At 64.1% G+C, this 24451-nt stretch carries 17 protein-coding genes and 1 tRNA gene; 6 read left to right on the top strand and 12 right to left on the bottom strand.

Annotated features, from left to right (window positions below):
• Positions 1-12 precede the first annotated feature (12 nt).
• Complete coding sequence (xseA, locus tag ABWK72_RS04000; RefSeq protein WP_367873500.1) at positions 13-1377, bottom strand: exodeoxyribonuclease VII large subunit; 1365 nt, start codon at positions 1375-1377, stop codon at positions 13-15.
• Between the two features lie 90 nt (positions 1378-1467).
• On the opposite strand from xseA, the gene ABWK72_RS03995 reads away from it, so the two are divergent.
• Positions 1468-1992, top strand: coding sequence for a hypothetical protein (locus ABWK72_RS03995; RefSeq protein WP_367873499.1), 525 nt, complete (start codon positions 1468-1470; stop codon positions 1990-1992).
• A gap of 99 nt (positions 1993-2091) precedes the next feature.
• Here the strand turns inward: ABWK72_RS03995 and ABWK72_RS03990 are convergent, their stop codons facing one another.
• Positions 2092-4479, bottom strand: coding sequence for a hypothetical protein (locus tag ABWK72_RS03990; protein ID WP_367873498.1), 2388 nt, complete (start codon positions 4477-4479; stop codon positions 2092-2094).
• Here ABWK72_RS03990 and ABWK72_RS03985 point away from each other — a divergent pair.
• Positions 4478-4615: a hypothetical protein gene (locus ABWK72_RS03985; protein WP_367873497.1), complete on the top strand. Its 138-nt coding sequence runs from the start codon at positions 4478-4480 to the stop codon at positions 4613-4615. The two genes, ABWK72_RS03990 and ABWK72_RS03985, sit on opposite strands and share 2 nt — an antisense overlap.
• A gap of 95 nt (positions 4616-4710) precedes the next feature.
• Here the strand turns inward: ABWK72_RS03985 and ABWK72_RS03980 are convergent, their stop codons facing one another.
• Positions 4711-4833, bottom strand: coding sequence for a hypothetical protein (locus tag ABWK72_RS03980; RefSeq protein ID WP_367873496.1), 123 nt, complete (start codon positions 4831-4833; stop codon positions 4711-4713).
• 193 nt (positions 4834-5026) lie between these two features.
• On the opposite strand from ABWK72_RS03980, the gene ABWK72_RS03975 reads away from it, so the two are divergent.
• A tRNA-Ser gene (locus tag ABWK72_RS03975) sits at positions 5027-5116 on the top strand.
• A 76-nt stretch (positions 5117-5192) separates the two neighbouring features.
• Complete coding sequence (locus ABWK72_RS03970) at positions 5193-5669, top strand: hypothetical protein (RefSeq protein WP_367873495.1); 477 nt, start codon at positions 5193-5195, stop codon at positions 5667-5669.
• A 431-nt stretch (positions 5670-6100) separates the two neighbouring features.
• Here ABWK72_RS03970 and ABWK72_RS03965 read toward each other — a convergent pair whose 3' ends face one another.
• The 5 genes from ABWK72_RS03965 to ABWK72_RS03945 all read right to left on the bottom strand — a co-directional run bounded on the left by ABWK72_RS03965 (position 6101) and on the right by ABWK72_RS03945 (position 15168).
• Positions 6101-11509, bottom strand: coding sequence for a beta strand repeat-containing protein (locus ABWK72_RS03965; RefSeq protein WP_367873494.1), 5409 nt, complete (start codon positions 11507-11509; stop codon positions 6101-6103).
• A 138-nt stretch (positions 11510-11647) separates the two neighbouring features.
• Positions 11648-12772 carry an epimerase gene (locus ABWK72_RS03960; RefSeq protein WP_367873493.1) on the bottom strand — a complete coding sequence of 375 codons (1125 nt, stop codon included), beginning with the start codon at positions 12770-12772 and terminating at the stop codon, positions 11648-11650.
• 68 nt (positions 12773-12840) lie between these two features.
• Entirely contained in the window at positions 12841-14064 is a 1224-nt protein-coding gene (locus ABWK72_RS03955; RefSeq protein ID WP_367873492.1) for a M16 family metallopeptidase, read from the bottom strand.
• Positions 14061-14711, bottom strand: a complete 651-nt coding sequence (ispD, locus tag ABWK72_RS03950) for a 2-C-methyl-D-erythritol 4-phosphate cytidylyltransferase (protein WP_367873491.1) — start codon at positions 14709-14711, stop codon at positions 14061-14063. Before ispD ends, ABWK72_RS03955 begins: the two co-directional genes overlap by 4 nt.
• A gap of 1 nt (position 14712) precedes the next feature.
• Positions 14713-15168, bottom strand: a complete 456-nt coding sequence (locus tag ABWK72_RS03945) for a GatB/YqeY domain-containing protein (RefSeq protein WP_367873490.1) — start codon at positions 15166-15168, stop codon at positions 14713-14715.
• 279 nt (positions 15169-15447) lie between these two features.
• Here ABWK72_RS03945 and ABWK72_RS03940 point away from each other — a divergent pair, with 279 nt between their 5' ends.
• The gene (locus ABWK72_RS03940) at positions 15448-15954 is read left to right on the top strand and encodes a DUF3592 domain-containing protein (protein ID WP_367873489.1); all 507 of its coding nucleotides are present in this window, start codon (positions 15448-15450) and stop codon (positions 15952-15954) included.
• Between the two features lie 96 nt (positions 15955-16050).
• On the opposite strand, the gene ABWK72_RS03935 is transcribed toward ABWK72_RS03940, so the two are convergent.
• From ABWK72_RS03935 to ABWK72_RS03920, 4 genes are all read right to left on the bottom strand, one after another.
• A complete protein-coding gene (locus ABWK72_RS03935; RefSeq protein ID WP_367873488.1) occupies positions 16051-17367 on the bottom strand; it encodes a hypothetical protein in 1317 nt (438 codons plus the stop codon).
• On the bottom strand, positions 17364-19427 hold the full coding sequence (locus ABWK72_RS03930; protein ID WP_367873487.1) for an RNA polymerase sigma factor: 2064 nt from the start codon (positions 19425-19427) through the stop codon (positions 17364-17366). Before ABWK72_RS03930 ends, ABWK72_RS03935 begins: the two co-directional genes overlap by 4 nt.
• A 76-nt stretch (positions 19428-19503) precedes the next feature.
• Positions 19504-20778 (bottom strand): hypothetical protein, encoded by a 1275-nt coding sequence (locus ABWK72_RS03925; RefSeq protein ID WP_367873486.1) that lies wholly within the window; start codon positions 20776-20778, stop codon positions 19504-19506.
• Complete coding sequence (locus ABWK72_RS03920) at positions 20775-22823, bottom strand: RNA polymerase sigma factor (RefSeq protein ID WP_367873485.1); 2049 nt, start codon at positions 22821-22823, stop codon at positions 20775-20777. Before ABWK72_RS03920 ends, ABWK72_RS03925 begins: the two co-directional genes overlap by 4 nt.
• Before the next feature lie 678 nt (positions 22824-23501).
• Between ABWK72_RS03920 and ABWK72_RS03915 the strand changes: the two genes are divergently transcribed.
• Positions 23502-24440, top strand: coding sequence for an endonuclease/exonuclease/phosphatase family protein (locus tag ABWK72_RS03915; RefSeq protein ID WP_367873484.1), 939 nt, complete (start codon positions 23502-23504; stop codon positions 24438-24440).
• Positions 24441-24451: the final 11 nt, after the last annotated feature.

Genomic DNA, 24451 nt, shown 5'->3' with positions numbered 1-24451 from the left:
GTTCGGCTGGTGTTACAAGGTCGTGCTCCGGATCTCACCGTCACGGACCTTCGTCCGGATCTCCTCGCCGGGAGACACGTCGGCCTTCGAGCGGATGATCCGTCCATAGGAGTCCATCGCGATTGAGAAGCCGCGCTCGAAGGCCGACTCGGGGCCGAGCGTCCGCAGCAGCGAGCGCAGGCGGGAGAGCCGGTCATCCAAGCTATCGAAGCGCCGCCGGGCCGCGCGCTCCAGGCGCTCGCGGGTCCGCGCCAGATGCTCCAGGCGCAGCTCGACCTGCCGCGCTGGATGGTGGGCGGCCAGGGTGCGGGAGAGTTCCTTCAGGCTCTGCTCGCGATCCTTGAAATTTGCCAGCACCGCCGAGTTGAGTTTGGCGCGTGCGGAATCCACCCGCATCGTCGGCTCGCGCAGCAGGCGCTCGCCGCCGCGGGAGAGGACGCCGCGGCGCAGGCTGTCGAGGTTCTGGCCGAGGCGCTCGATGCGCTCCGCCGTGCGCCGCGCCAGTCGCCGTTTGAGCATCGCCAGCTTCGCCTTCAACTCCGCGCCGTCCGGCACCGCCAGTTCCGCCGCCGCGCTGGGCGTGGGCGCGCGCAGGTCGGCCGCGAAGTCGGCGATGGTGAAGTCGATCTCGTGGCCGACCGCCGAGATGATCGGGATCGGGCAGGCGGCAATGGCGCGGGCCACGATCTCCTCGTTGAAATTCCACAGGTCCTCGATCGAGCCGCCGCCGCGTCCGACGATCAGCACCTCGCAGCGCGGCAGGCCGAAGCGCTCCGGATTGCCCATCCGCTGGATCGCCTTCGCGATCTCCACTTCCGCACCCTTGCCCTGCACCCGCACCGGGTAGAGCACCGGCTGGACCCAAGGCGCGCGGCGTTCGAGGATGTTCTGGATATCGCGGATCGCCGCGCCGGTGTCGGAAGTCACGATGCCCACCGTCCGCGGGAAGAAGGGGATCGGCTGCTTGCGTTCCGGGTCGAAGAGACCCTCGCCCTGCAGCTTGCGCTTCAGCGCCTCGAAGCGTGCCTGCAACTCGCCCAGCCCGGCCCGCTCGACGCGCTGCACGATGATCTGAAGCTGGCCGCGCGCCTCATAAACGCTCGGCTCCGCGAAGACCCGCACCTTCGCGCCGTCTTCCAGTGCCTCGGAGCCGGCTTTCTTGCGCGCCCCGAAGATCGCGCACTGGATCTGCGCGCCCTCGTCCTTGAGCGAGAAATACCAGTGGCCGCTGGCCTGCTTCTTCAGGTTCGAGACCTCGCCCTCCACCCAGACTTCGCCCAGTTCCACCTCCAGCAGGTTCTTCATCCGCCGCACGAGTTGGGTCACCGACAGCGCCTTCGGGGCAGGGGCGGGCTTCGGTGCGAAAAGGTCGTCCACGGGGAATTGAAGCTCGCTCCTCACTACGGCGGAAGCGGAAAAACCGGCCGAACAAGGGAAGCGAGAACTTGAAGTTACGTGCCCCCCTGTTTGAAACTAGACACCAATATGTTTGGTGGCCTACGCAAAGGAGCACGAGCACAAAATACGAAGGAAACAGCTATGAAGGAAATCTGGAATCTTAACATGATTGTTGCTTTGGTCGCCTTTGCCCTGCCGGCCTGCCACCGAAGTAGCGACCCGGTGGTAGCAGCAGCGCTTGCCCCCAATGTGCCGGAACTTGGCAGATTTGTTATTACGGTGGTCCGGGACACTACTACCGAAAGTGAACTAATCTTAAACGACAGTGAGAAGGGCCTAAGGAACCACGAAGGGGACTTAATCCTTAGGATGGATACGGTCAGCGGAAGAACGTGGCACCTTCAACCGATCTCAACTTTTGAAGGCAGCACGACGGATGCAAGGTGGGAGCCGATCACCGAAGAAGTCATCATGAGCGTCGTGGATGGGGGCGGAGCTCCCATTTCAGAGAATTATGTCCCTAGAGGCCTCCCGAATTCGCCCGATGATCACTGGCAGAAGGTGACCGAGGCATCCCGTCTATCAGTTCCATGATGGAAAGGGAACGGGAGGAACTGAGGAAGAAGTCTTTGAACAGATCCCCGAAGGAGAGATGAGTGGCAACTCTGGGCTGGATTTGGCCACCACCAATCGCTATTTCGAATAGAAGCACGAGGTCACCACGGAGATCTTGTATTGCGGTAGCAGCAGCTCTTCGGGAAGGCAGTAGTTGGTCTGCATTTTCCTGTCCTGCCCATCCATCCATAACTCGGTATTGTGCGGAAAATCCACGTGCAAGCGCCCGCTGCTGTTGACGCCATCGATGAGCGCCCAGCGGATGGGGACGTTCGCTTCCCCGTCGTGGGAGAATACGATCACGACCGGGTGACTTTGCGCCAAGTCCCTGCGGATGAGCTCGGACACTTGCTTCACATTATCCGGGCCGAGCGCGGTGAGGACGGGTTTGCTGCGGACACCGGTAAGCTTGACGATGTTGCCGAGGAAGTCCTTGCCGGGCTTCGGATCATGGAGCTTCAGAGCCAGGCCCTGATCGTAAATCTGCTGAAAAAGCCTGTCGATCTCGACCATGCGCGGCGGGTTGTCATCCGCTCCGGGGTTCCAGCTCAGGTGATTGAAGTCCACGGCTTCCGCACCCTTGGTGGCGGCGAATTTCGCGGGGCGATAGTAAGCGATAAGCTTGGCCAACACGCAGGTGGGGCTGTATCCGATGAAGGTCTCGTTGCTCTCCTTGGTTTCGTTGCTGAATTCGGAGTAGAGATAGTCATTGTCGGAGAAAAAGTCGGTCAGCAAGGGCTCGATACGGTCGGTAGGAGACTTGATATCCGGGGTTTTAATGGCCTTCTCCTCATCGCTGTAGCGGACACCCAAGCCGTTGGTGGCGAAGGCGCGGACGTAGTAGCTTGTGTTCGGTGCCAGGTTGATGGCATGCCCGCGGTACCATTCGCGGTGAGCGAGAGTGAAGGTGGCGTCGCGGACGGTGGGGTTCTTGGAAGTGGACCAACAGAAGCCGTAATCGGTGATGATCGGTTCACCGCGGAACTTGATGGTGCAGGCCGCCGTGAAGCTGGTGGGCTGGATGTCGCTGATCTCATCCAGCCGGATCTGGGGCAGCATGGAGAGAGTGTAGGCGCTGCCGGTGACCGGCTGGTGGTGGATGACCAGGTCAAAGGTCAGGGTGTCGCCGTGTTCCTCGATGTTCTTGAAGGAAACCCCGCCATCGAGGAGATTGGGCAAGCGTGAGGATGGCTCGGTCGTCATGTTGAACTCCGTGCGCTTGTGGGATTTCCCGAACAGGCAATTGTTAGTGTCGCCCTTACCCACGAAGAAGGGATCATTGGGCCGGTAGATGTAGAAATAATCCGGTGCGCCGAGGTAGTTCTCGCGTCCGAGATTGACCGCGGAAATGAGCATGCCCTCGTGACGGGGACCCACCCCGACCGTTTTGTTCTCCTGGTGGATGTACTCCACATGATAGAAGTAATGCGGATGACTGCTCGGGATCAGGTAGCCGACCGCCTGATCGCCTTCCGGATCGATGTGGCGGGGATGAAGCGTGTAGGTGCCGGAAGACTTGATGGTGGGATGGTTCTTCTCCTCGATGAAACCGTGGTGGTAAAAGCGGCTGAAGGAATTGGCAGTGGGACCATAGGAGAGCAGGCAGGCTTCGCCGCTGATGCCATCGTTAAAGCGACCGATCCGATAGACGTCCGGAGCCCCGAGGCAATGTCCGAGTTCATGGGCCAGCGTTCCGCCCGAGAAGTTGTCGATCTGCACCTTCGAGTTCGGCCACATGGGCTCGCCCCACTTGCAAACCGGCGAGTAGTAGACCCAGGGATCGAAGTCTTTGCCCGTGCTCGTGGGCTTCTTTTTTTTGCTCTTGCGGACCCGGACCATCTTGGTGCGGTCGGGATCGGCGCTGCGGTTTTGATAGAACTCAAGCAGCGCGGCGCTGACCTCCTGGGCGGGGGAGGCGGGGCGGGTGGTCACATAGTTGTAGCAGATGAAGCGGGGCTTAGCACCGCGGTAGACAGTGTTGGCGAATTTCAGGGCGACCTCGTTCATCTTGCTCACCCGTTCCCCGCCTTCCTCCGCGTCCCTCCATCCGATCGGGTTTTCCCAATAGTCGTATTCGCAGTAGTAACCGTAGAAGTGAGGATCCTGATAGACGGTGCTCTCGTCCGGCATGGCCACGAGTTTCGGCCAGGTGATCCCATTGCTGTAGGTCTTGAAATATTCCTCGAGGTTCGCGCCGGATCCCGGGGACTTTGCCTTCGCGTCGCCTCCCCCTTCCTGGTGGGTTCCAGTTACTTGCTCCGCCTTCTTGATTGCCCGGCTGACGTCACCGGAAATCGCGGTTTCCTTGAATGTGATGGTGATAAACCCGACGAGGAATTCGCCGGTTACCGTGGGTTGTTTGGCCGGACTGTAGTCCGGAACAGGCGCTGCCGTGGGAACTTCCGCTTTTTTCTCCGCGCCATTTACAGGGCCGCCGAGGCAAGCCAGCGCGATCGCCCATTGCATGGATCTCCTTCTCAAGAACCTGCCGGAAACGAACCTTATCAACGAACTCCACCAAGGCCTCGGCAGCACCAAGCGGCACCCGCTCCCCGCACCCTTCGTCGGTTCGATCGCATCATTCATCCTCATCGGGGAATAATGAACCGCTTTTAGTTGGCAAGCTGAATCCCGAAAATGCCGGTTTCAGGCATCAAAGAAGGGTAAAATGACCACACAAAGCATCGTGGATAGGCTTCACCCTCCACCCAGACTTCGCCCCAGCTCCACCTCCAGCAGGTTCTTCATCCGCCGCACGAGCTGGGTCACCGACATCGCCTTCGGGGCAGGGGCGGCTTTCGGTGTGAAAAGGTCGTCCACGGCGGCGATTCAACCCGCTGGCGGCGGCGGGGGGAAAGCCGGATCTCCCGGAGCTACTCCATTGCTCCGGCATATCGGTAGCTGGAGCGAGCGGGAGGCTTCACCATGTTCGCTTGCCGTTAGGAAGATTCCATGCGTAAAACGCCTTGCCGGGTCGGCGGACGTAACGTCTTGGCGTTCCGGTTGCCTTACAGGAGGGGTGGCAGAGTGGTCTATCGCGTCGGTCTTGAAAACCGAAGTCGGGTAAAACTGACCGTGGGTTCGAATCCCACCCCCTCCGCCAGCTCTAAAAATCAAAGACTTAGGCTGCCGCGAGGGTAGGGATGTCAACAGTGGGAACGGGTCCACGAAGCTCACGCATGTCTGCACACGATCAGATCACGGAAGCGTCCATCGGCAGGTTGATGCTGGAACCCAGGAAATGCGATGCTGCCTGGCTGATTAATCGGGCGAATCAAGTGGCCGAAATTGCTTCGGTCACGGAGTCTGCAAACCTGCTGGTGGTGTCCTGCGTGGAAACTCGCAACGCGATCGAGCAGCTTTGGTTCGAGATCTATGTATTGCTCAAAGGCGGCGCGCTCGCCGAAGGCGAGTTTGAGAAATGCCGACGGCAAAGTGATGGTTTCCTGAAAGCTATCAAGACAGTTACCCCTTCCTACCGAAAGCTGGTCTACTTCTCCGCGATATGTTGCGAGCTTTCGCCCGGCACCCCACGGACGATTCCTTGGGATCTCAAAATCCTGAAACGAACTTGGTCGGAAGTGAGCAATTACTGTCATGCCCAAGCCTCTCCAGACTCACGATTGAGAACCCCCTCTGGTTTTCAAAAGGAATAGATCTCGTTGCCGCCGCTTACAAATACATGTCCGAGCACATGTCGCGCGCGGGCACCGGCATCATGCTGCCTGATCAGATGAAACCTTTTGCGCGATCCATCTGGAATGACTTCGAGGCTGGACGAATAGACGAATCTCAAATGAGAATTCGCTTGCAGATCTCACGTCCCTAGCGCCCCGGCTGCACCGGGCTACCCGCTGAGTGGCAAGGCAATCGGTTGGTGCCGCATAGCCCCCTTGAATGAGCCTGCTAGCCATCGGGCCGTGTTGACATGATGCGCCGATTCGCGGCTCTGGAGAGCCCCGCTACTTCCCTCGGCAAATCTCGCGAGGAAAGGCGGTGGCGGACCCCTCGCGCGAAACAGAAAAGCCTCCCGGGCGGATGGCCCGGGAGGCTTTGGGAATTCGACCGGAGTAAGGGCGCTACAGGCTCAGGGGATGTTCACCCGCAGGCGGGCGAAGAGCTTGGCCGAGGGGGCGGCGAGGGCGCGCGGGATCTTGACGGTGACGCGGTCGATGCCCGCCCCGAAGAAGTCGTCCTCCGGGGTGATGATCACGCCGTTGACACCGTTCACCGCCGTGGTCCAGCCGGCGAGCGCGCTACCGTATTCCACCAGGGGACTATACGACAGCGAAGCATCGGTGCGGCGGTAGACGACGTTCAGGTAGGTCGTGTCGATCGTGCTGGCGGGCAGCAGCGCGCTCGAGTCGGAACCTGGACCGGAGGGATCGGTGCCAAGGACGAATTCGATGCCGTTGGCGATGCCGTCGTTGTCGGAGTCGGTGTTCGACCCCGCGCCGACGATGCCGTTGGCGGTTTCGTAACCTGCATAGGCGTCCGTGCCGGGCACCAGCGCGATTTGGCTGGCACCGTTGTAGTTGTAGTTGAGCACGTAGCCGGACGGGATGCCGCTGGTGGAACCGAAGCTGCCACTGAGCACACCGTAGGAGGCGATGATGTAGGCCGGCTGGGTGGCGGCACCGAGCAGGCTGACATTGAGCGCCGCGCCGTCGATGTCGAGCGAGCCGCCGACCGAGAGTCGGTCGGAGGTGGTCGAGTCGAGTTCGATGGCGAGGCTACCGTCAAGGATCACCGCGGCGACCGTCGCCAAGGTGCCGATCCCGGTGCCGGGGGCGATGGTCGAACCGGCCGCGGCGGTGACACTGCCACCAACGGTGCCGGTGCCGCCGAGGGTGGCACCGCTGGCGATGCTGACCGCACCGGTGGCGAGGCCTTGGTTGCCGTTGACGAGCAGGGTGCCTTCAGTGATGGCCGTGGTGCCGGTGTAGGTGTTCGCGTTGGTCAAGGTCCAGGTGAGCGGGCCGACCTTGTCGAGGCCGAAGGGCTCGGTCACACCGTTCGAGATCACGCCATTGACGGTGCCGCTACCGCCGGTCCCGCCGAGGATGAGACGGCGGTTGGCGACGTTGGCAGCGATGTTCCCGTTGAGGGAGAGGGTGCCGCCGAAGGTCGAGATGGCCGTGCTACCGCCGCCTTGGGCAAGGGTGATCGGGCCCGCCACGACGGTGTCACCCGCCAGGTTGCCGATGGCCGGACGCGCCGGATTGGTGCTGCTGGTTACGAAGGACATGTCGGCGGGCAGGCTGATGTTGCCGCCGCTGCCGTCGAGCAGCAGCTGCGGTTGCCCATTGGTGCCGTTGGTGATGGTGATGGTCTTCGCTCCGGTGCCGAGGGCGCCGACATTGAAGATTTTCAGAGCACCGGAGTTCACCGTCACGTTACCGGCGAAGGTGTTCGCACCGGTGACCGTGACCAGCGAGTCGGGGTTGCTACCGGCCCCGACTTGGCCGATGGTCAAAGCGCCGGTGCCGCTGATCGGATTATTCACCACGTAGGCGGTGTCGCCGCGGTTGAGCACCAGGGTGCCGTCGTTGATCACCTCTCCGGCACCGAGTGTGGCGGGGATGGCCTGGCTGCCGATCACCAGGGTGCCGCCGCCGATGGTGGTGGTGCCGGGGTAGCTAACGGTGCCGGTCAGGGCCAGGAGGCCGGCACCGGTGGACTTGATCAGGTTGCCCGCGCCATTGCCGGTGACGGCGTTGTTGAAGGTCAGCGAAGCTCCGCCTGCGACATCGAAGGTGGGACTTCCCGTGAACACCACATTGGAGGGGGAGGTCAGGTTGCTGCCCAGCAGCCGGAGGGTGCCGCCGTCGTTCAGGTTGATCTGCCGGCTGAAGCTGCCCGTGGTGTAGTTCTCGAACCACATCGTGCCACCGGAGTTGACGTTGACCTCGCCCACACCGCTATCGGCGATGCGGGTGAAAGAGAGGATGCCCTCGTTGATATTGATGGTGCCATCGGTCAGGTAGGAGTCGATCAGCCCGATCTGGTTGCCGCCGGTCTTGGTCAGCGTGAAGCCGGCAAGATCAACGGTCCCGGTGCCCGCGACGGAGGGGCGGACGTCGAAGCGCCCGGTGCCGCCGATGGTGGCATCCGCGGTCAAGTTCAGTGAGCGGACGCCGTTGGTGAAGCTAGCTCCGGTATTGACCATCGCGCCGCTGCCATCCGGGCCGGTGCCGGCCAAGGTGACATCGTAGTCGCGGTTGGCGTTCATGGTGCCGCCCACGTCGAGTTGAGCCCCGCTGGCGATGGCGATGGCATTGCCGATGCCGCCGAGGCCCTGCGTGCTGGTGGACCTGAGAACGCCTTCGTTGATCGTGATGCCGCCGGTGAAGGTATTCGCACCGCCGAGGAGGGTGGTGGTGGTGCCGGCCTTGGTCAGGTGGAAGGGACCGCTGAGGAAGCCCGCGTTGCCGTCCAAAGTGTAAGTCACGATATCGGTATCGATCGTCACGGATGCCGGGCGCAGTTCGCCGGACATGCTGACGAAGGGCTGGAGGGAGCCGGAGTCATCGAAGCGCACCGGATCGCCCCAGAAGAAAGTCTGGGGAGCGTTGGCGGCGTTCTTCCAACTCGAGGTCAGCTTGGTGTCCCAGGTGAAGTCGCTCCCGGCCCAGGTCAGCGGGATGCCGGCCGAGGTGTTGATGCTGGCCGAGGTCGCACCGGAAGTGAAGGCGGTCCCGCGGTAGTTCGAGGTCAGGTTGGCAGCGCCGCTGATCGAGGCATACTCCAGGACCGTCTGCGGGCCGGTCGGGGCGGCTTGGGGCAGGGTGATATAGACCGGGCCGGTGATCGCCAGTGAGCCATCGATATCCAGCGCGAGGCCGGTACCGGGATTCACGGGCAAGCTCACATTCGCCAGCGCCAGGGTGGCGGCGGGAGCGACCGTGAGCGTGCTGGCTGCCGGGAAGGCTCCGTCGAAGCCGAGCATCCCCTGGTTGACGGTGGTCGGACCGGTGTAGGTCTGGGTGAAGCCGTTGAGCGTCCACGAACCGGGGCCTTCCTTGGTCACGCCGAGCAAGCCGGTGCCAGCCGGATTGGCCAGCGGTGCCGCGAGCGAATTGCCGCCGGTATTGGCACCGGTCAGCGTCAGCGTGCGGCTGATATTGTTCGGTGCGCCGATGGTGATGCCCAGGCCATTGGTGGAAGCTGCGGTGGTCGGATTGCTGAGGGTCACCGTGCGGGTGTCCACATTGACCGCCGTAACCGTCGTATTCGCAGGAATGGCAGTGTTGGCGACGGTCAGGGCGATCGTCTGGCCAACGGCGATGCCGGCGGTTTCATTCAGGACCAGTTCCGTGGCACCAATCGCGAAGGGCGCGGTGACGGTCGTGGCGACCCCGGCATTGTGGTTGAACGTCGTCGAGGTCAGTTCCCAAGCGGCGCTGCCGGAGGCATCGAGCGTGCCGCCGGTCGGCAACAGGCTGAGCGTGCGATCCGAGGTTTCACCCGTGCCGGTGTAGCGCAGGGTCGAACCGAGATTGAAGGAACCCGCGAGACCGAGCGAACTGCCGATTCCGGTGCTCCCGAGCGAGCTGATTTCGGTCGTGCCCGCGAACAGATTCGGAGCGGTATCGAAGTCGTTGTCGGAGCGCGCGATCGTCAGGTTGCCGGTGCCGCTCTTGTTCAGAGTGATATTGGCCGCGCCGTTGTCGGAGATCTTGTTGTGGATGACGAAATTGCCCGGACCGTAGAGCGACAGGGTGCGGCTGCTGCTGGCCACGTCATTGCGGATGACGGAGGTCGTGGCAGGGTCGGAACCGACGGTGAGGGTTCCCGCCAGGCTCTCCAGCGCGTAGGAACCGCCTTGGTTGAAGATGAGGACGCTGCCGTTCCAGGCGTTGTCGCCGGAGACGTTGCGCAGCGATTGCTGCAAGCCGCTGCCCGTGGCACCAGTCATCGCGAAGTTCTTGCCATACAAGCGCAGGGTCTTGTCCGCATCGATCGTCAGGCCGCCGCTGAGTTCCACGATCGAGGTGCCGCGGTTGTTACCCAGGGCATTGATGTTCTTGACCGTGCCGGGAGCGCCGAAGGCCTCCACATGGCTGGGACGGACGATGCCGCCATTCACCGAGTCCCCGGTGCTGCCGATGCTGAGATCGCCGAGCCAGGTGCTGGCGGAGGGCAGACTGAGGATGCCCGCGCCGGTCTTGGTGTAGGTGAAAGCATCACCGGTCAGGCCGCCGGTGAGCTCGACCGTATTCGTATTGATCTGCAGGGTGCGTGCAGCACCGTTCAGGTTCAGCGGGTTCGCCAAGGTCAGCTTGTGGGTGCCTTGGGCTCCGTTGAGGTTGAAGATATTGGTATTGATCGTGCCCGGCGTGCCGGTGGTGCTGGTCGTGAAGTTGTTGAAGAACACCTCCGCACCCGCACCGCCGAAGTTCACCGTCAGATCGCCGCCGCGGGCGGTCAGGCCGAGCGGACGGGCATTCACGCTCGTTTCCGCGCTCCCGAGCCGGACTTGGCCGGCGGCGGTGCCGAGGGGCCGGGTAAAGGTGCCGCTGGTGTGGACCGTGCCGGCAGCCGACGCGGCGATGATCAGGGCCGTGGTGTCCGGCAGGGTACCCGGTTTGAACCACAGGATGCCTTCCGAGTGGTTGGTGATGCCGCCCCAGGAGTTCCCGGTATTCGTGACGTGGATGCCGTCATTAACGGAGGTGCGGAAGATAAGCCCGTTGGATCCACCGGTGATCACCCCGTTCAGTTCGAGCAGCTTCGAGGCGGTATTACCGACGCGGACGCCGGGGCCGGTGATGTTGATCGGGCCGTTGATGACGTTGGTGACGTCAACTCCGCCTTCACTGCGGATGGCTCCCGCAGGTCCCGCATTGCCGCCTTGGGAACTGATATTGGTGGTGATACCCGCGCCGATAACGATGTTATTGCTGAGGCCGAGGTAGGGACCGGTGGTGGCGGTGCCGAGGATGTTGATGGTGGTCATCCCGCCCAGCGCCTGGGTGCCGGAAAGCCCGAGACCGGAGGAATTGGTACCGGTGACGTTTTGGAGGTTCAAGACCCCGCTCAGCGCGCTGTTGTTACCGGAGAGCGTGATGAAGCCTGCGCCGGTCTTCGAGAGACCGTTGGTGCCGGCAAGCGGCGCGGAAAGGACGGGAGGGCGGTTCAGGACATTGATAACCGGCTGAGGAACGCCGTTATCAAGCGTGAGCGGGCCGACTCCGGAGAAGGTCCAGAAATTGCTGGCGTTGGTCAGGTCCTGCGAGATCAGCGTACCGATGGTAAAGGGCGCATCGATATTGATGACGTGATCGCCGGTGATGTTCAGCGTGCTGAAATCGGCGATTGCTCCGGAACCGGAAGCAACGACGCCGCCGGCCCAGTTGGTGGAATCGCTCCAGTTGCCCGGGGCGTTGGAGTTCCAAGTGCCGTCCGCGGCATGGACTTGGGTGATCGGAGCGAGCAGGGCGAGGGCAAGCAACTGCCCCCTGGTTCCGCCACAGCGGAGAGGTTGGATGGTCATCGGGTCTACGAGGGTTGGACGCCGGATTCCGGGCGCCGCGGACACGGTCTTGGCCGTTCGGGTGCGCGAAGCTACGCCTAGCGCCCCATCGCGCAAGCGGGATTTGTCAGACAAATTCCGTATGGCCCGTGGGCCTCGCTATTTATCCTTCTCGTGCCACGACTTAAGCAGCGCGGCCTCGCGCTCGGCACTGATCCCGGCGCGCAGTTTCGCCCGGCGCTCGGCGGGCAAGGCGTTGAACCACTCCAAGGTGTCGGCGGTGGTGGTCGCCAGCGACCGGAAGCTCAGGCCGGCGGCAAGGGATTTGGCGATGCTGGTCCGGGCGAAGCCGGCGGAGTCGCCCTGGCCCGGCACCCAGACCGGCAGGTGACCCCAGGGTGCAACCTTTTGTTCCTGAAGGAAATCCGCGCTGACGAAGGTGAACTTGGCACCCGCGGTGGTGACGGCGCGGATGCCGTAAAGCATCGCCCCCATGCCGAGTTCGTAATCGGGCCCGCAGGCATTGAAGGCACCGAAGCTGCGCTGCTCGGCCATGCGGATGGTCCACTCGGCCAGGTCGCGGGCATCGATGATCTGGACAGGGTCCGCCGGCGGCGGGGCCAGGACCTCGCCGCCTTTCTGGATCCGCGCCGGCCAATAGGTGAAGCGGTCGGTTTCATCGCCGGGGCCGACGATGAGGGTCGGGCGGAGGATGGTGGTGATCCCGGGGAACTGCTTCTCCGCCTCGCGCTCGCTGGCCGCCTTCAGCGGGCCGTAGAGGGCCATGTTGGCGCGCATGGATTCGTTGGTCTCGGCCATCGCGTCGGGGCCCTCGTAGGTGTGCAGGGCCGTGGTCTCGTCCATGCCCGGCTTCGAGGTATCGGCATAGACCGAGACGGTGGAGATGAAGATGTATTGCTTCACCTTGCCCGCCAGGACCTTGCCGGCATCGCGGACCCAGAAAGGGACGCTGGTGGGGTTGTCGATGCAGACGTCCCACTCGCGCCCTTCGAGGGCCTTGTAATCGTTCTTGTCGCGATCGCCGACCAACTCCTCGACCTCGCCGGGCCACTCCTTCGGACGACGGCCGCGGTTGAAGAGGGTAAGCTTGTGACCGCGGGCGAGGGCGTAGCGGACCTGGTGGGGCCCGGTGAAGCCGGTACCGCCGAGGATCAGGATGCGCAGCGGACCCGGCGCGGGAGCGGCGGCTTGGGCCAGCACGCTCGGGACGAAGGAAGAGACACCAGCGACGGCGGCGAGCTTGAGCGAATCACGGCGATTCATCCTGACAGGATGGAGAAGCCGGGGTGGCCAGGGCAAGCAAAGTAGTCTGCCCGCCGCACTCCCGCCATTCACGGCCGGATCTCGGCCATCGCCCGTTCGCCAGCCAGAAGCTCAGCCGCTGCGTCGCGGATCTCTTCCGCGGTCACGGCCAGCCAGGTGGCGAGCGCTTCCGCGGGGGTGATGATCTTGCCGTATTGCAGCAGGCTATCGCCGGCCCAGGAGGCGTGGGCACCGGTGCTCTCCATGGCCATCTTCATCTGGCTGGCGGCGAGGCGTTGGGCGCGGGCCAGTTCTTCCGGACGCGGGGCGTTCACGGCGATGTCTTCCAACTCGCGCTCGATGCAGCCGATGGCCTCCGCCCGGCCCTTCGGCGCGAGGCCGGTATGGATCTCGAAGGAGCCCGCCTCGGCGAAGAAAGTGGCATCGCAGGAGACATGATAGCAGAGGCCGCGCTTCTCGCGCAGTTCCTGGAAAAGCCGCGAGCCCGCACTTTCACCCAGAATCATCGAGAGCAAACGCAGCGCGTGGCGGCGTGGATCGGTGCGACCGGGCGTGCGCCAGGCGAGCGCGAGCTGAAGCTGGTCGGTATCGCGCTCGTCGATCACGTGGCCGGGCTTCGGCAAGTCACCGACCGGTGGCGAGGCGACGATGGACCGCGCTTGCGGCAGGTGGGCGGCGAGCATCTCGGCCACGGCTTGCGGCGTGAAAGGACCGGCGACGGAGATGACCGTGTCGTTCCGGAAATGGTGCAGGTCGCGGAAGGCGGCGAGCTCGGCCTTCTTGATTCCCTTGATGCTTTTCTCGCTGCCGGAGACCGATTCCCCGAGCGGATGCGGCGACCACAGGGCCGCCGAGATCAGGTCGCCGATGTGATCGCCGGGGGACTCGCGATACATCACGATCTCCTCGGCGATGACCTCGCGTTCGAGGGGGATTTCCTTTGTAGGGAAGGAAGCATTCCAGACCAGGTCCGCGGTGATGTCCGCGAGCAAGGGCAGGGCGTCCGCATCGCCACGGGCCTCGTAAACCACTTGGTCCTCGGTGGTGCAGGCATTCAGCGAACCGCCGGCATCTTCCGCCTCCAGGCTGATCGCCCGGGCATCGCGGCGCGGCGTGCCTTTGAAGACCATGTGCTCGACGAAATGGGCGGTGCCGGCGAGACCCGGCAAGTCGTCGCGGCTGCCCGCGGCGAGGTGGATCGAGAAGGCCGCGCATTCGCTCTGCGGCAGCGTGGAAACCGCGAGGCGGAATCCGGAAGGCAGGACCAGGGATTCGTAGGTAGCCGGGTTCATCGCAGCAGGGCGTTGGCGAGTTCGATATCCGCGGGGACGGTGATCTTGAGATTCGGGGAAGGGGAGGGCACCAGCTTGGTGGCCACGCCGATGGCTTCCATGGCCGAGACTTCGTCGGTGATGCTCAGGCCTTGCTCGCGGACGGTGGCGTAGGCGTTCCGGAGCAGCGCGGTTTGGAAGGCCTGCGGGGTCTCCATGAACCACAGCTGCTCCCGGCTCACACTCTCGCGGGCGAGGCCACCGGCATCGGAGCGCTTGAGCGTTTCCGTGACCTGGCGGGCCAGCGCGGCGGCACCGCTGTCAGCGGCAGCTTCGATACAAGACAGGATCGCCGCGGGAGAAACCAGCGGCCGCGCCCCGTCATGCACCGCCACCAGATCTTCCGTCACGAGGGCCAAGCCATTCGCGACGGAATCCTGGCGTTCCTTGCCGCCATCGGCCCGATGCAGCGGTTTCGGGAAATCCGTGCCGAGGCTTTCGAAACGATCCTCCGGAGCCACCACGATCACCGCCGTGACCGCGTCCACCGCCATGAAAGCATCCACGCTGCGACGCAGCACGGACACGCCGCGGATCTCCGCCGCGAGCTTGTCGAAGCCCATGCGGCGGCTGCCTCCGGCGGCGACGATGATGGCGGCGCAGCGCATTTCAGGAAAGGCGCTTGGCGACCTCCTGCGACAGCAGCTTGCCATCGGCGCGTCCTGCGGCGCGTTCCTGGGCCAGCTTCATGACCTTGCCCATGTCCGCCTTCGAACTCGCGCCGAGCTCGGCCACGGCGGCCTCCACGATCGCAGTGATCTCTTCGGCGGTAAGATTGGCCGGCAGATAATTCTCTAGCACCAGGATCTCGGCCTGCTCTTTGGCAGCCAGTTCCTCGCGACCGGCATTCGTGAACTGCGTGAAGGAATCCTGGCGCTGCTTGATCTGCTTGCGGATCAGCGCGGTGACCTCGGCATCGTCGAGCGGCGCGCCGAGGCCCGCTTTTTCGATCGAGGCGTTGGTCATCGCGGTCTTGAGCGCGCGGATGGTGGCGAGGGCGACGGTGTCCTTGGCCTTCATCGCGGCTTTCAGATCTTCGGGGATTCGGCTGGCGAGGTCGCTCATGGGAGGGACTAGGTAGCCTCCCGGGCCGCGCCGGGGAAGTGGAATCCTCGATAGGGTAGGGAGAGTCATATTTTGATTTTTAACCGCGAATGGACGCGAATGGACGCGAATGAAGACCTGACCGTCAGACAAACGGCAGCGGTCGGGTTCCATAACCTGTCCGGAATTCGCGTCCATTCGCGTCCATTCGCGGTTTTAAATCTTCAGAATCAGGAGACGCCGTTCCGCGGTCGCGGGAAAGCGGTGGCGCGTCGGGCGGGAGGAGGCTATGGCAAGCGCGTGGCCGGCACTTCCATCGCTACCCGGGTTTATTTGTCGTTCATCGGACTGGCTCTGACGCTGGCGGGTGCGGTGTTCTGTTGGCTGATGTGGCGCAGCTTCCAGCGGGCGCGGGCTGAGGACCACTGGCCGGTGGTGCCCTGCGTGATCTTGGAATCCGGCATCCAGGATCGCCAGATCGATCCGAACAGCCCGCCCGAGCGCCGTTTTGCCGTGAAATACGCCTACGTCCGGGATGACCAAAGCTACACCAGCGAGTTGGTGCGGCTGCGCGGCAGCGGCTGGAGTTCCAAGACGGACGTGGCAGAAGCCTACATCGAGAAATACCCTGAAGGCTCGAATCAGGAATGCCACGTGAACCCGGAAAACCCGGAGCAAGCGGTGCTGGAAAAGGAATCGAAGGCCCCGGGCTACTCCCTCTGGTTCCCGGCGATTTTCGTGGTCGGCGGGATCGGGATGGTGGCGGGAGCGTGGCGGAGGAAGTCCGGCGAGGCCGTGGTGGTTTGAAGCAGGGGCGTTGCCTCGATCTTTTCGTGTCCAATACGGTCCCGGGTGGCCGTCCGTCGGTGCCGCGTCGGGACTGTCGGATCACGTAAAACGGGCCTACTCGCTGAGGAACTTCAGATCCTCCCAAGCGGCATGCCGTTGCTCGCTCCAGCCCGTGGCATCCGGTGCCTTTCCAGGATTGGCCTTGGACCATGAATCGAAGGCCTCGACGAATGCTCCCATGCGGCTGGCGCTCGGAAGCTTCTCCGCTTGCAACAGGGCGAGATCCAAATCCCGTGGTGCGGCAGCGGCCGCCACGACCCGGTAGCCGGAGGCTCGTTCGGCTTCGGGCAAGGATTCGATCCATTCGGAGGCCGCGACAGGATCTTCTGTAGCCCAACTCGATGCGATCATGCCGATGCCCGCTTGGATCATGGTCGCGGCTCCGACCGGTAGTTCGCCCCAGGCATCCACCGTCTTTATTCCATCGCGGTTTCTCAGGGCATCGATCAGGCGCGTGGCCGCCGCGGCCCGCTCTGCCGGGGCTTGCGTCTTCCATTCCACCAGCGCCCGCGTGCTCGCGGCATAGGGGTTGGCGAGGTGGAGATGGGCATAGGGCGAGCGGGCGAAGTCCTCCGGATCCAGTTCCTGCCAGCGGGACAAAAGACGCTGGGCGTGAATCTCGGAATCGCGGAAGACACCGGGCTTCGATTGGTCGAGATCGGGAAAGGCTTCCAGCGCCTCCTTCACTTGAGTGAGGTTGAAATCCATGCCGATCAGGCGATCCTCCGAAGAGTAGCCATTGCGGGTCTGGAGAAGCTCGAAGGCCAGGCGCGGCTCCTCCGGGGCGAGCCAGCGGCAGATCTCGCTCACTTGGCTGAAATCGAGGATCGGTTTCTCGCTGGCTTTCGCGGTATCCCGGCTGACTTCTTCCATTCCCACGTGCTGGCAGGCCATGACCCAGCGATGCAGGCCCGCGGCATCGTGCCATGCCCATGCCGGGCCGATCTCGCGGAGGGCTTCATCCCAGAGACCGTATCCGGAGCCGGAACGGAAGTTTTTCCAAGCCCAAGCGGACGCCGCATTGCCATCGCTACCTGCCCAGCGGATCAGCAGGACTTTCGCGGCGAGCGTGAGTTCACGATCCTTGACCGGCGGCTCCGCTTCGAGGGCTGCCAGGATGCTGCCCACCGGAATCTTGCCGAGTTGCATCGCCGCCTGCATGCGTTTCGTATTGTTGGCCGCGGCAGCGCATGCGTGAAGGGCGGACCGGATCTCCCCATCGCTCCAAGCCGCGATGCGAACGATTGGTGCCGAAGCCGGGGAAGACGCGGATGGCTCTGCTGCGGCCTGCGGCCAGAAGTGCGACCAAGCCCAAGCCGAAACGCCGGTCGCGATGCCGAAGGCAAGTGCTTTTTGGGAGGATGCCTTCATGGGTTTTCGGCGATAATCCTCCGGAATTCCATGGCCAGATCGGCTGGCAATTTTTCGTTCGCGGGATAGCTCATGCCGCCCTTGGGATCGCGGGCGAACATGCGCCGGAAGGCCGCGCGGGACAGGCGCAAGCGCAGGTCGGGATCGGAGATCCGCGAGGCCCAGGCGATCGCCTCCATCTCCGGCGACTCGCCATTGACGGTGGCCATTCCGCGGGCGGCCTCGCGCGTTTTCTCGGCAAGCCAGGAGTCGATCTCCAAGTCGCCGCGATGGGCATCCAGCCATGCGTAGCGCTCGTCACCCCGGAGGGTCTCCAGCATTTCCGGGGCGATGGCGCTGAGCGCTTCGCTGTGGGTCAAGCCAGCGGCGGCAGCGGCTTCCATCGCGGCCTTCTCGCGCTCCGTCCGGTCGCTGACCGGTTCGGACTTTTCGATCATGCCACCGGAGAGCATCTCCTCCCGCCCGTCGGGCTGCTGGTAAACACCGAGCAGGCCGAGGCTCACGGCGAAACGATCGGGCGCCTCCAGCGTGCCGAGCAGCCCGGCGACTTCCCCTGGCCGTGTGGTGGCGACGAATTTCCACAAGTCCGCCGTGGCTTCGCGGCGCAGGCTCTCGTCGGGCAGGGCCTTGAGGGCATGATGGAATTCAAGCAGCTTCTTGAGATCGGATTTGCCCAGAGTGTCATGCCAGGTCGAGCCGCCGCAGAGACCGCGCAATACCTCCGCTTGCTCCTGCCCGGAAGGGAGCGTGCGGATGAAGGCCAGCATCTCCGCCGGGCTTTCCTGACGGATGAAAATTTTCTCCGCGACATACAGGCTGAAGAAAGTACGCCAAGTGCCGTAGAAAGCCTTCTTGCCGATTTCCTCATCATTCCAATGGGCCATCAACCAGGCCGAAGCAGCCGGGGTATCCTGTCGGACCCAGTTGTGGAAAGCATCGTTGAGAAGGGAGCTACCCCCTTCTCCCACCTGCTCGCCGACCTTCTCCCGCAGGACGAAATTCGTGACCGCTTCCGGATCGCTATCGCACCAGCGGTCGAGAAGGCGCCCGTAGGTCGAGGCTCGTTCGGGGAGGCTGAGCCGGGTATTTGCCAGGGCGATGAACTCCGGGATCCGGGCGATGCTCACCCGCTCCAGGATCGCGGAGATGCGCAGGCGGGCAAGTGAATTGGCCGGGCCGGCTTGCACTCGCTTGATCTCCTCGATCACCGCTTCCAAGGAGGAGTCGGGCGGTAACTCGCCGAGGATCTCCGGTCGCATGCTGCGGGCGGCGGTGTCAGAAGCCGCAGGAATCACGGCAAGCGCCGGTGAAGGCTCCTGCCGGTCCGCGGCGAGCTTGGCACCGGCGACGAGCGAGGTGAGCAAACTGCCGGCGAGGATCGATTTCGCCAGAGGGAGGATCGCGAGGCTTCCGGCGGCTGGCAGGGACCTCAGCGCTTGCACGGAGATGGTGGAGACCATGCCCTCCGGGACGACGGTGGCACCCATGCCGCTCATCGTCGTCCCCAGCGTGGATGTGCCCAAGGCGATGCCGCGACGCTTCAACATCGCGGAGAGTTTTTCCAAGGCGCGGTTCACGCGCTTGCGGGCGGCCTCCTCGCTGATGCCCAGGCTGCCGCCGAGCGTGCGGAAATCGCGCTGTTCGAAGTAGCGGAGCACCAGCGCCTCGCGGTCGGAGGAGGGGAGCGACATCAGCGCGTCGTCGAGTTCGCCGCCCAGGGAATCCAGTCCGTGCTCTTCGCCAGCGCTGCCCGCGGCGGTGGCGGAAACGAGTTCGCGGTTCTTGCGGCGGCGCTCGGTGCGGAGCTGGTTCGAGGCCCGGCGGCAGGCTTGGCGGTAGAGCCAGTTGACGAGTCCGCCGCCTTCAATGGCAGCCGCCTTCCGCACCAGCAGGGTGAAGACCTCCTGGGTCACATCCTGCGCAGCGGCGCGGTCGCCATCTAGCTTCCGCAGGGCCGTGCCGAAGACCAGCGGCGAGTGGCGGCGGACCAGTTCGCGGAAGGCCGCCTCCGAGCGCTGCCGCACGAACCTCTCCAGTAGCTCCTTGGAATCCTCGCTCATCAATAAGGGAAGCACCGCCCGCGCTCCGGAATCGGACAGGGAAATTTGCCCCACCCGGATGGCGGCGTCCAGCCGATCAGCGGCGTGTGGTCTGCCAGAGTGCGTCGAGGTCCTCCCAAGCCTCGACCGAGGGCTCGCTCCATCCGCTGGTGTCCACGGTTTCTTCCGGATGCGCGGCGCGCCAGAGCCTGTGGGCATCGGCCAGGCAGTTCTGGCGGACCGCAGGCGGCATGTCCTCGCTGAAGTCCACCGCCCCGGCCAAGTCGCTCGCGGCGACCGCGGTCATGAAATAGCGCGCCCCGGCGGCGGGGAGTTCGCCCGGCAGCGTTTCCAGCCAAGCCCGGCAACCCGCGGGATCCTTCGCGGCCCAGTCTCTGGCGAGGCCCCCGACCGTCTCGTGCCGCGCTGCTTCATCTGCGGTGGCGAGCAGGGCGGTGGCACCGGCCAAGCGGTCTTCGGCGGGCGCTTCCCGCCACTTGGCCCACTTGCTCATGCTCTTCTCGTGATTCGGAATCGTCACCAGCTTGGAATACGCGGACGCCTCGAAGCTGCTCCTGTCCAGTTCGCACCAGCGCCTGAACAGGGCCTTGGCGGTCCGCTCCGGCCCGCTGATGAAGTTCTGTGACTCGTAGTCGAGGCCTTCGAGATTGTCGAAGGCAAGCAGCGCCTCGCGGATCTGCTCGACGCTCTGTAGCGAGGCGGTGATGTCGTCGTTGCCGTAGGCGCGGGCCTTGATCAGGAGCCCGAACGCCAGGCGCGGCTCATCCCTTGCAATCGAGGCGGCGATTCTGGAGAATTGCTCGGAATTCAGAAGCGGCGAATCCGAGGCCAGCGTGTCTTCCAAGGAGATTGTGCCGAATGGATCCTGCGCTCCCTCCGTGATGGACTGTTCGCCGGCCCACTTTGCCAACTCCCGCGGATTCTGCCAAGCCCACGCCGGTCCGATCTGGGCCATGGCTTGGGGGAAAAATCCCTTCTCCCGCAGGTGGGGCCAAGCCCACGCCACCGCCGCCCGGCCATCCACGGAAGCCCAGCGGATCAGCAGTGTCTTGGCGGCGAGGCTGAGCTGATGGCCTTCGATCACCGTGATCGAATCGAGCAGCGCGGGAATCTCCGACACGGGAATTTCGAGAAGTCGCGCCGCGATGCTCATGCGCTGCTGCTTGTCCTGCGTCGCGGCCAATTCCGCCACCAGCGCCCGGGCATCGGGAGTGGTCTTCACCGGTGCTGGCGTGGCTGCCTCCGGGCTTGCCACTGCTGCGGGTGGAGCAGGCCAAAAGGCGTGCCACAGCCCCGCAGTCGCGAGACAGGCGAGGAGGAAGGCAGTGCCCTTGAGAGTCTGGCGCTTCATGGCTGGGGCTCGTTGAGCTTTTGGAATTCCGCCCGCAGATCCGCGGGGAGATCGGGGCTATCCAGAATGTTCTTCGGTGCCAACCGATTGCTCGAGGCGAGCGCCCGGCGAAACACAGCCCGGGACAACTGCAGGCGCTGCCCGGGATCGCCGAGCCTCGCCGCCAGACGGAGGGTCGTCATCTCATCCTGCGCTTCGAATTCGCCGATTCGGTCGATCAGGAGTTCGTCCATCGGAATCTCATCGCGGTAGGCTTCCAACCAAGCGACGGTCGCCGCGGTGAGTTCCGGTTTCTGCAAAAGTGCCGTGCCGATCGCGGTGAGCACCTCCTGCCGGGGAATCCCCGCGGCCAATCCCTGCGCCAGCGAGTCGGCTGGGCCGGCCTGCGAATTGTCCACCTCCTCCGAGTGCAGGGTCCGGGCATGTCCAAGGCCCTTCGTGATGGATTTCAACTGCGAATAGATCCCCGTCTTGGCCAGCGACGCCTCGAAGCGCTCGCGCGGGCCCAGCGCCTCGATCATCTGCGCCGCTTTGTCCGGCTCGGTCCGGTTGAGAGACTCCCATAACTGCTGCTTCGTCACGGCCGCCAGGCGGGCATCCGGAAAGTTGGCAAGCGCGCGGTAGAGCTCGGTCAAGCGGTCGGCGCCGACATTCATCCAGGCGCTGGCATAGGGCCGCGTCCCGGCCAGGCCTTCGAGGCATTGTTCCTGAGCCTCGCGCGAGGGCAACGAGATGATGTAATCCACTGCCGCCTTGCCGCTCTGCCGCCACATGTAGGTATCGGCCACCTCCATGGCGAAGCTGTCGCGGGAAGGACCGCCGTAAGCGAAGCGGTCCAAGCCCTCGTGTGCCCAATTCCGGGCCAGCCAGGCCTCTGCCTTTTGGAGGTCCTTCTCCGCCCACTCGCTGAAGAGATTTCCTAACAGGTAGGTCGAGGTGCCCTCATCCACGTGCTCCGAGTGGCGGCCCGTGAGCAGGAGGTCCAGCGCGGCATCCGGATCGCTTTCCAGCCAGCGCGTGAACAAGGGCTTATAGCAGGCGCTTCGATCATCGACCGTGAGCTTCTTCCCCGCGAGTTCCATGAAATCCGGCACGCGGTCGAGCGGGATGCGATCGAGGATCGCGCCGAGACGCAGGGAAGTCAGCGCGTGGCCCGGACCGGAGCGGGTGCGCTTGATCTCGGCGATGAGGTCTTCCATGGACCCTTCCTCGGCCGACCGGAGCAGGGCGGTGAGCCCCGGGCTGCGGGGCGCGGTAGCCGCGGATGCCGGGGCCGGAGGAGGCGGGCTTGTCTTCCGCGCCTGAAGGACCAGCAAGCCGCTAGCCGTTAGACAAACCAGCGCGACCCCGGCCAGAAAGGGCCGCACCAATTCTGCCACGGTGAGCCAGCCCGCGGCGGGAAGGGCGCTTACCGCCTGGGATGAAATCTGCGCGACCAAGGCCTCAGGCACCGGCGTGCTGCCCATCGCGCTCATCGCGGGTCCGAGCGTGCCGGCGGCGGTCACGGCTCCGCGGCGCTGGAGCATGGCGGCGAGCCGTTCCAAGGCCCGGGCCACGCGCTTGCGGGCGGCTTCTTCGCTGATGCCGAGGCTGCTTCCCACCGCCCGGAAATCCTGTCCGCCGAAAAAGCGCTGCACCAGCAGCTCGCGGTCGCTTGAAGGCAGGGCGAGCAGGGCCTCGTCGATCTCGCCGGAGATTGCTTCGTGATCGGCAGCGGAAGAATGGGAGTCGGCCATGGCTTGCACGGAGGCGAGTTCGCGTTGCTTGCGGCGCTGTTCGGAGCGGCGGTGATTGGAAGCGCGGCGACAGGTCTGGCGATGCAGCCAGCCGCCGAGGCTGGCCACCTGCAGTCCGGTCGCCTTGCGGGCCAGCAGGGTGAAGACTTCCTGCATCACGTCCCGCGCGGCCTCCCGATCGCCGCTCAACCGCCGCAAGGCTGTCGCATAGACCAGCGGGGAGTGGCAGCGGACCAGCGCGCGGAAGGCCGCCTCCGAGCGGTGGCGGTTGAACTGGTGCAGCAATTCGGCGGATTCGTCTGCCATCATCACAGGGATCACACCGCAGCGGGATGAGAGCGGACAGAAAATTTCACAAAGGTGGTCCGCTCAGTCCTCTGAGCGGTCGAGCGTTCCCCGATGGCTGTCGCCACTGTTCGCCTGCTCAGTCCCCCCGGTTGACGAAACCGTCCGTTTCTGCTAATCATTGGGAGTCCCGACGGGCTCTCTAGCCCCTCCGGTCCGGCGGCCCGTTTTTGCGGCTCCCGGGTGGTTCCAAGCTCCGGCACCATTGCAACAGCACGGACGGATACACTCCGCCTTTAAAAGATGGACCGGGCGGTCAATACGGTCCTGGGCGATGCCCCCTCACTCCTCACGCTGCTTCTTTGAAAGCCGCATGGGGGTAAGGGGGCTTATGGATCGGAGAAGGCATTGAATTCAGGAAGAATCTCCTCCGGCGCGCCGGAACGATCGCCCCCAAAGGATGGCTCTACCGCTGGGAGCGCGGAGCCACCGGCCCGCAGAATGGTTCCCGGCAGCAGAGCACATCTCGCGGCCCTCATAGATAGCGCCGTCCCGATGCAGCCAAGGAGCACTCTGCGGGGCGGGTGCGTCCACGTCCCAGGAAGATGCCATCCACCACAAATTTCACGCTCCCTTCACGCGCCCGGCGACCGGACCCTTGCCGCGGCTCTTGCACCCGTGAATGATGGGGAGCGCCCCCGAATGAGCAACTTCCTTTCCGCCCTGTTCAAGAAGCTGCCGCTACTCTTGTTGATCCTGACGATCGGCGTGGGCCTGCTGCCCGTCATCGGCTGGCTGGGAGGGGGCTTCTGGTTCTTGGATCTCTTCAACCATTTCCAGTATCAGTATGTGTGGTTCCTGATCCTGTGCGCGCTGGTGCTGGCGCTGATGAAGTCTTTCCGCGGCGCGGCGGTGGCGGGCTTGCTTCTGATCGTGCCACTGGTCCGGATCCTCCCGGGCTACCTCGCACCGCCCGCGGCTCCTGCCGGAAACACCGTGGTGACGATCGCATCTTTCAATGTGCTGGCGTCGAATCGCAAGCATGCGGCGACGATCCAGTGGGTGAAGGACACGATGCCGGATGCGATCTTCTTCACCGAGGTCAGCGAGGAGTGGACGGAGGCCCTGAAGGAGCTGGAGGGCGTGTATCCTTACTTCATCAATGAGGGGCCGGACATGGCCTTCTTCTCGAAGTTCCCCATCGCCAGCCAGGAAGTCCACCGTGTCAGCCAGATCGAGTTCCGGCTTCTGGAAGCGCATCTGACGACCCCGGGCGGGCCGCTGACCCTCTTCGCCGGACACCCGCTGCCGCCGCTCGCGCCGCGCTGGGCGGGAGCCCTGGACGACTTCGTGGCCGCTTTGGCGAGCGAGGTCGCGCAGGAGAAGGGACGGGTGGTGGTCGTGGGGGATTTCAATGCCACGCGCTGGAGCCACAAAACCGTGGCGCTAGCGGATCTGGGATTGCTGGAGGCGTCGAAGGGTCAAGCTCCCGGTGCGACCTGGAAGCGGGGTAATCCCGTGTTCGGGATTCCGATCGATCGGATTCTTTTCCGGGGCGAGGGGATGGGTTGCAAGAGCTTCAAGATCGGCCCGGACATCCATTCGGATCACCGGCCGGTGGTGGCGGAGTTGACCTGGTGAGGTGAGTCTTT

This window comes from Luteolibacter sp. Populi, from assembly GCF_040801775.1.
Lineage (GTDB): Bacteria > Verrucomicrobiota > Verrucomicrobiia > Verrucomicrobiales > Akkermansiaceae > Haloferula.
The sequence above is the reverse complement of the archived record's forward strand: the minus strand, read 5'-3'. Positions and strand labels throughout refer to the sequence as shown.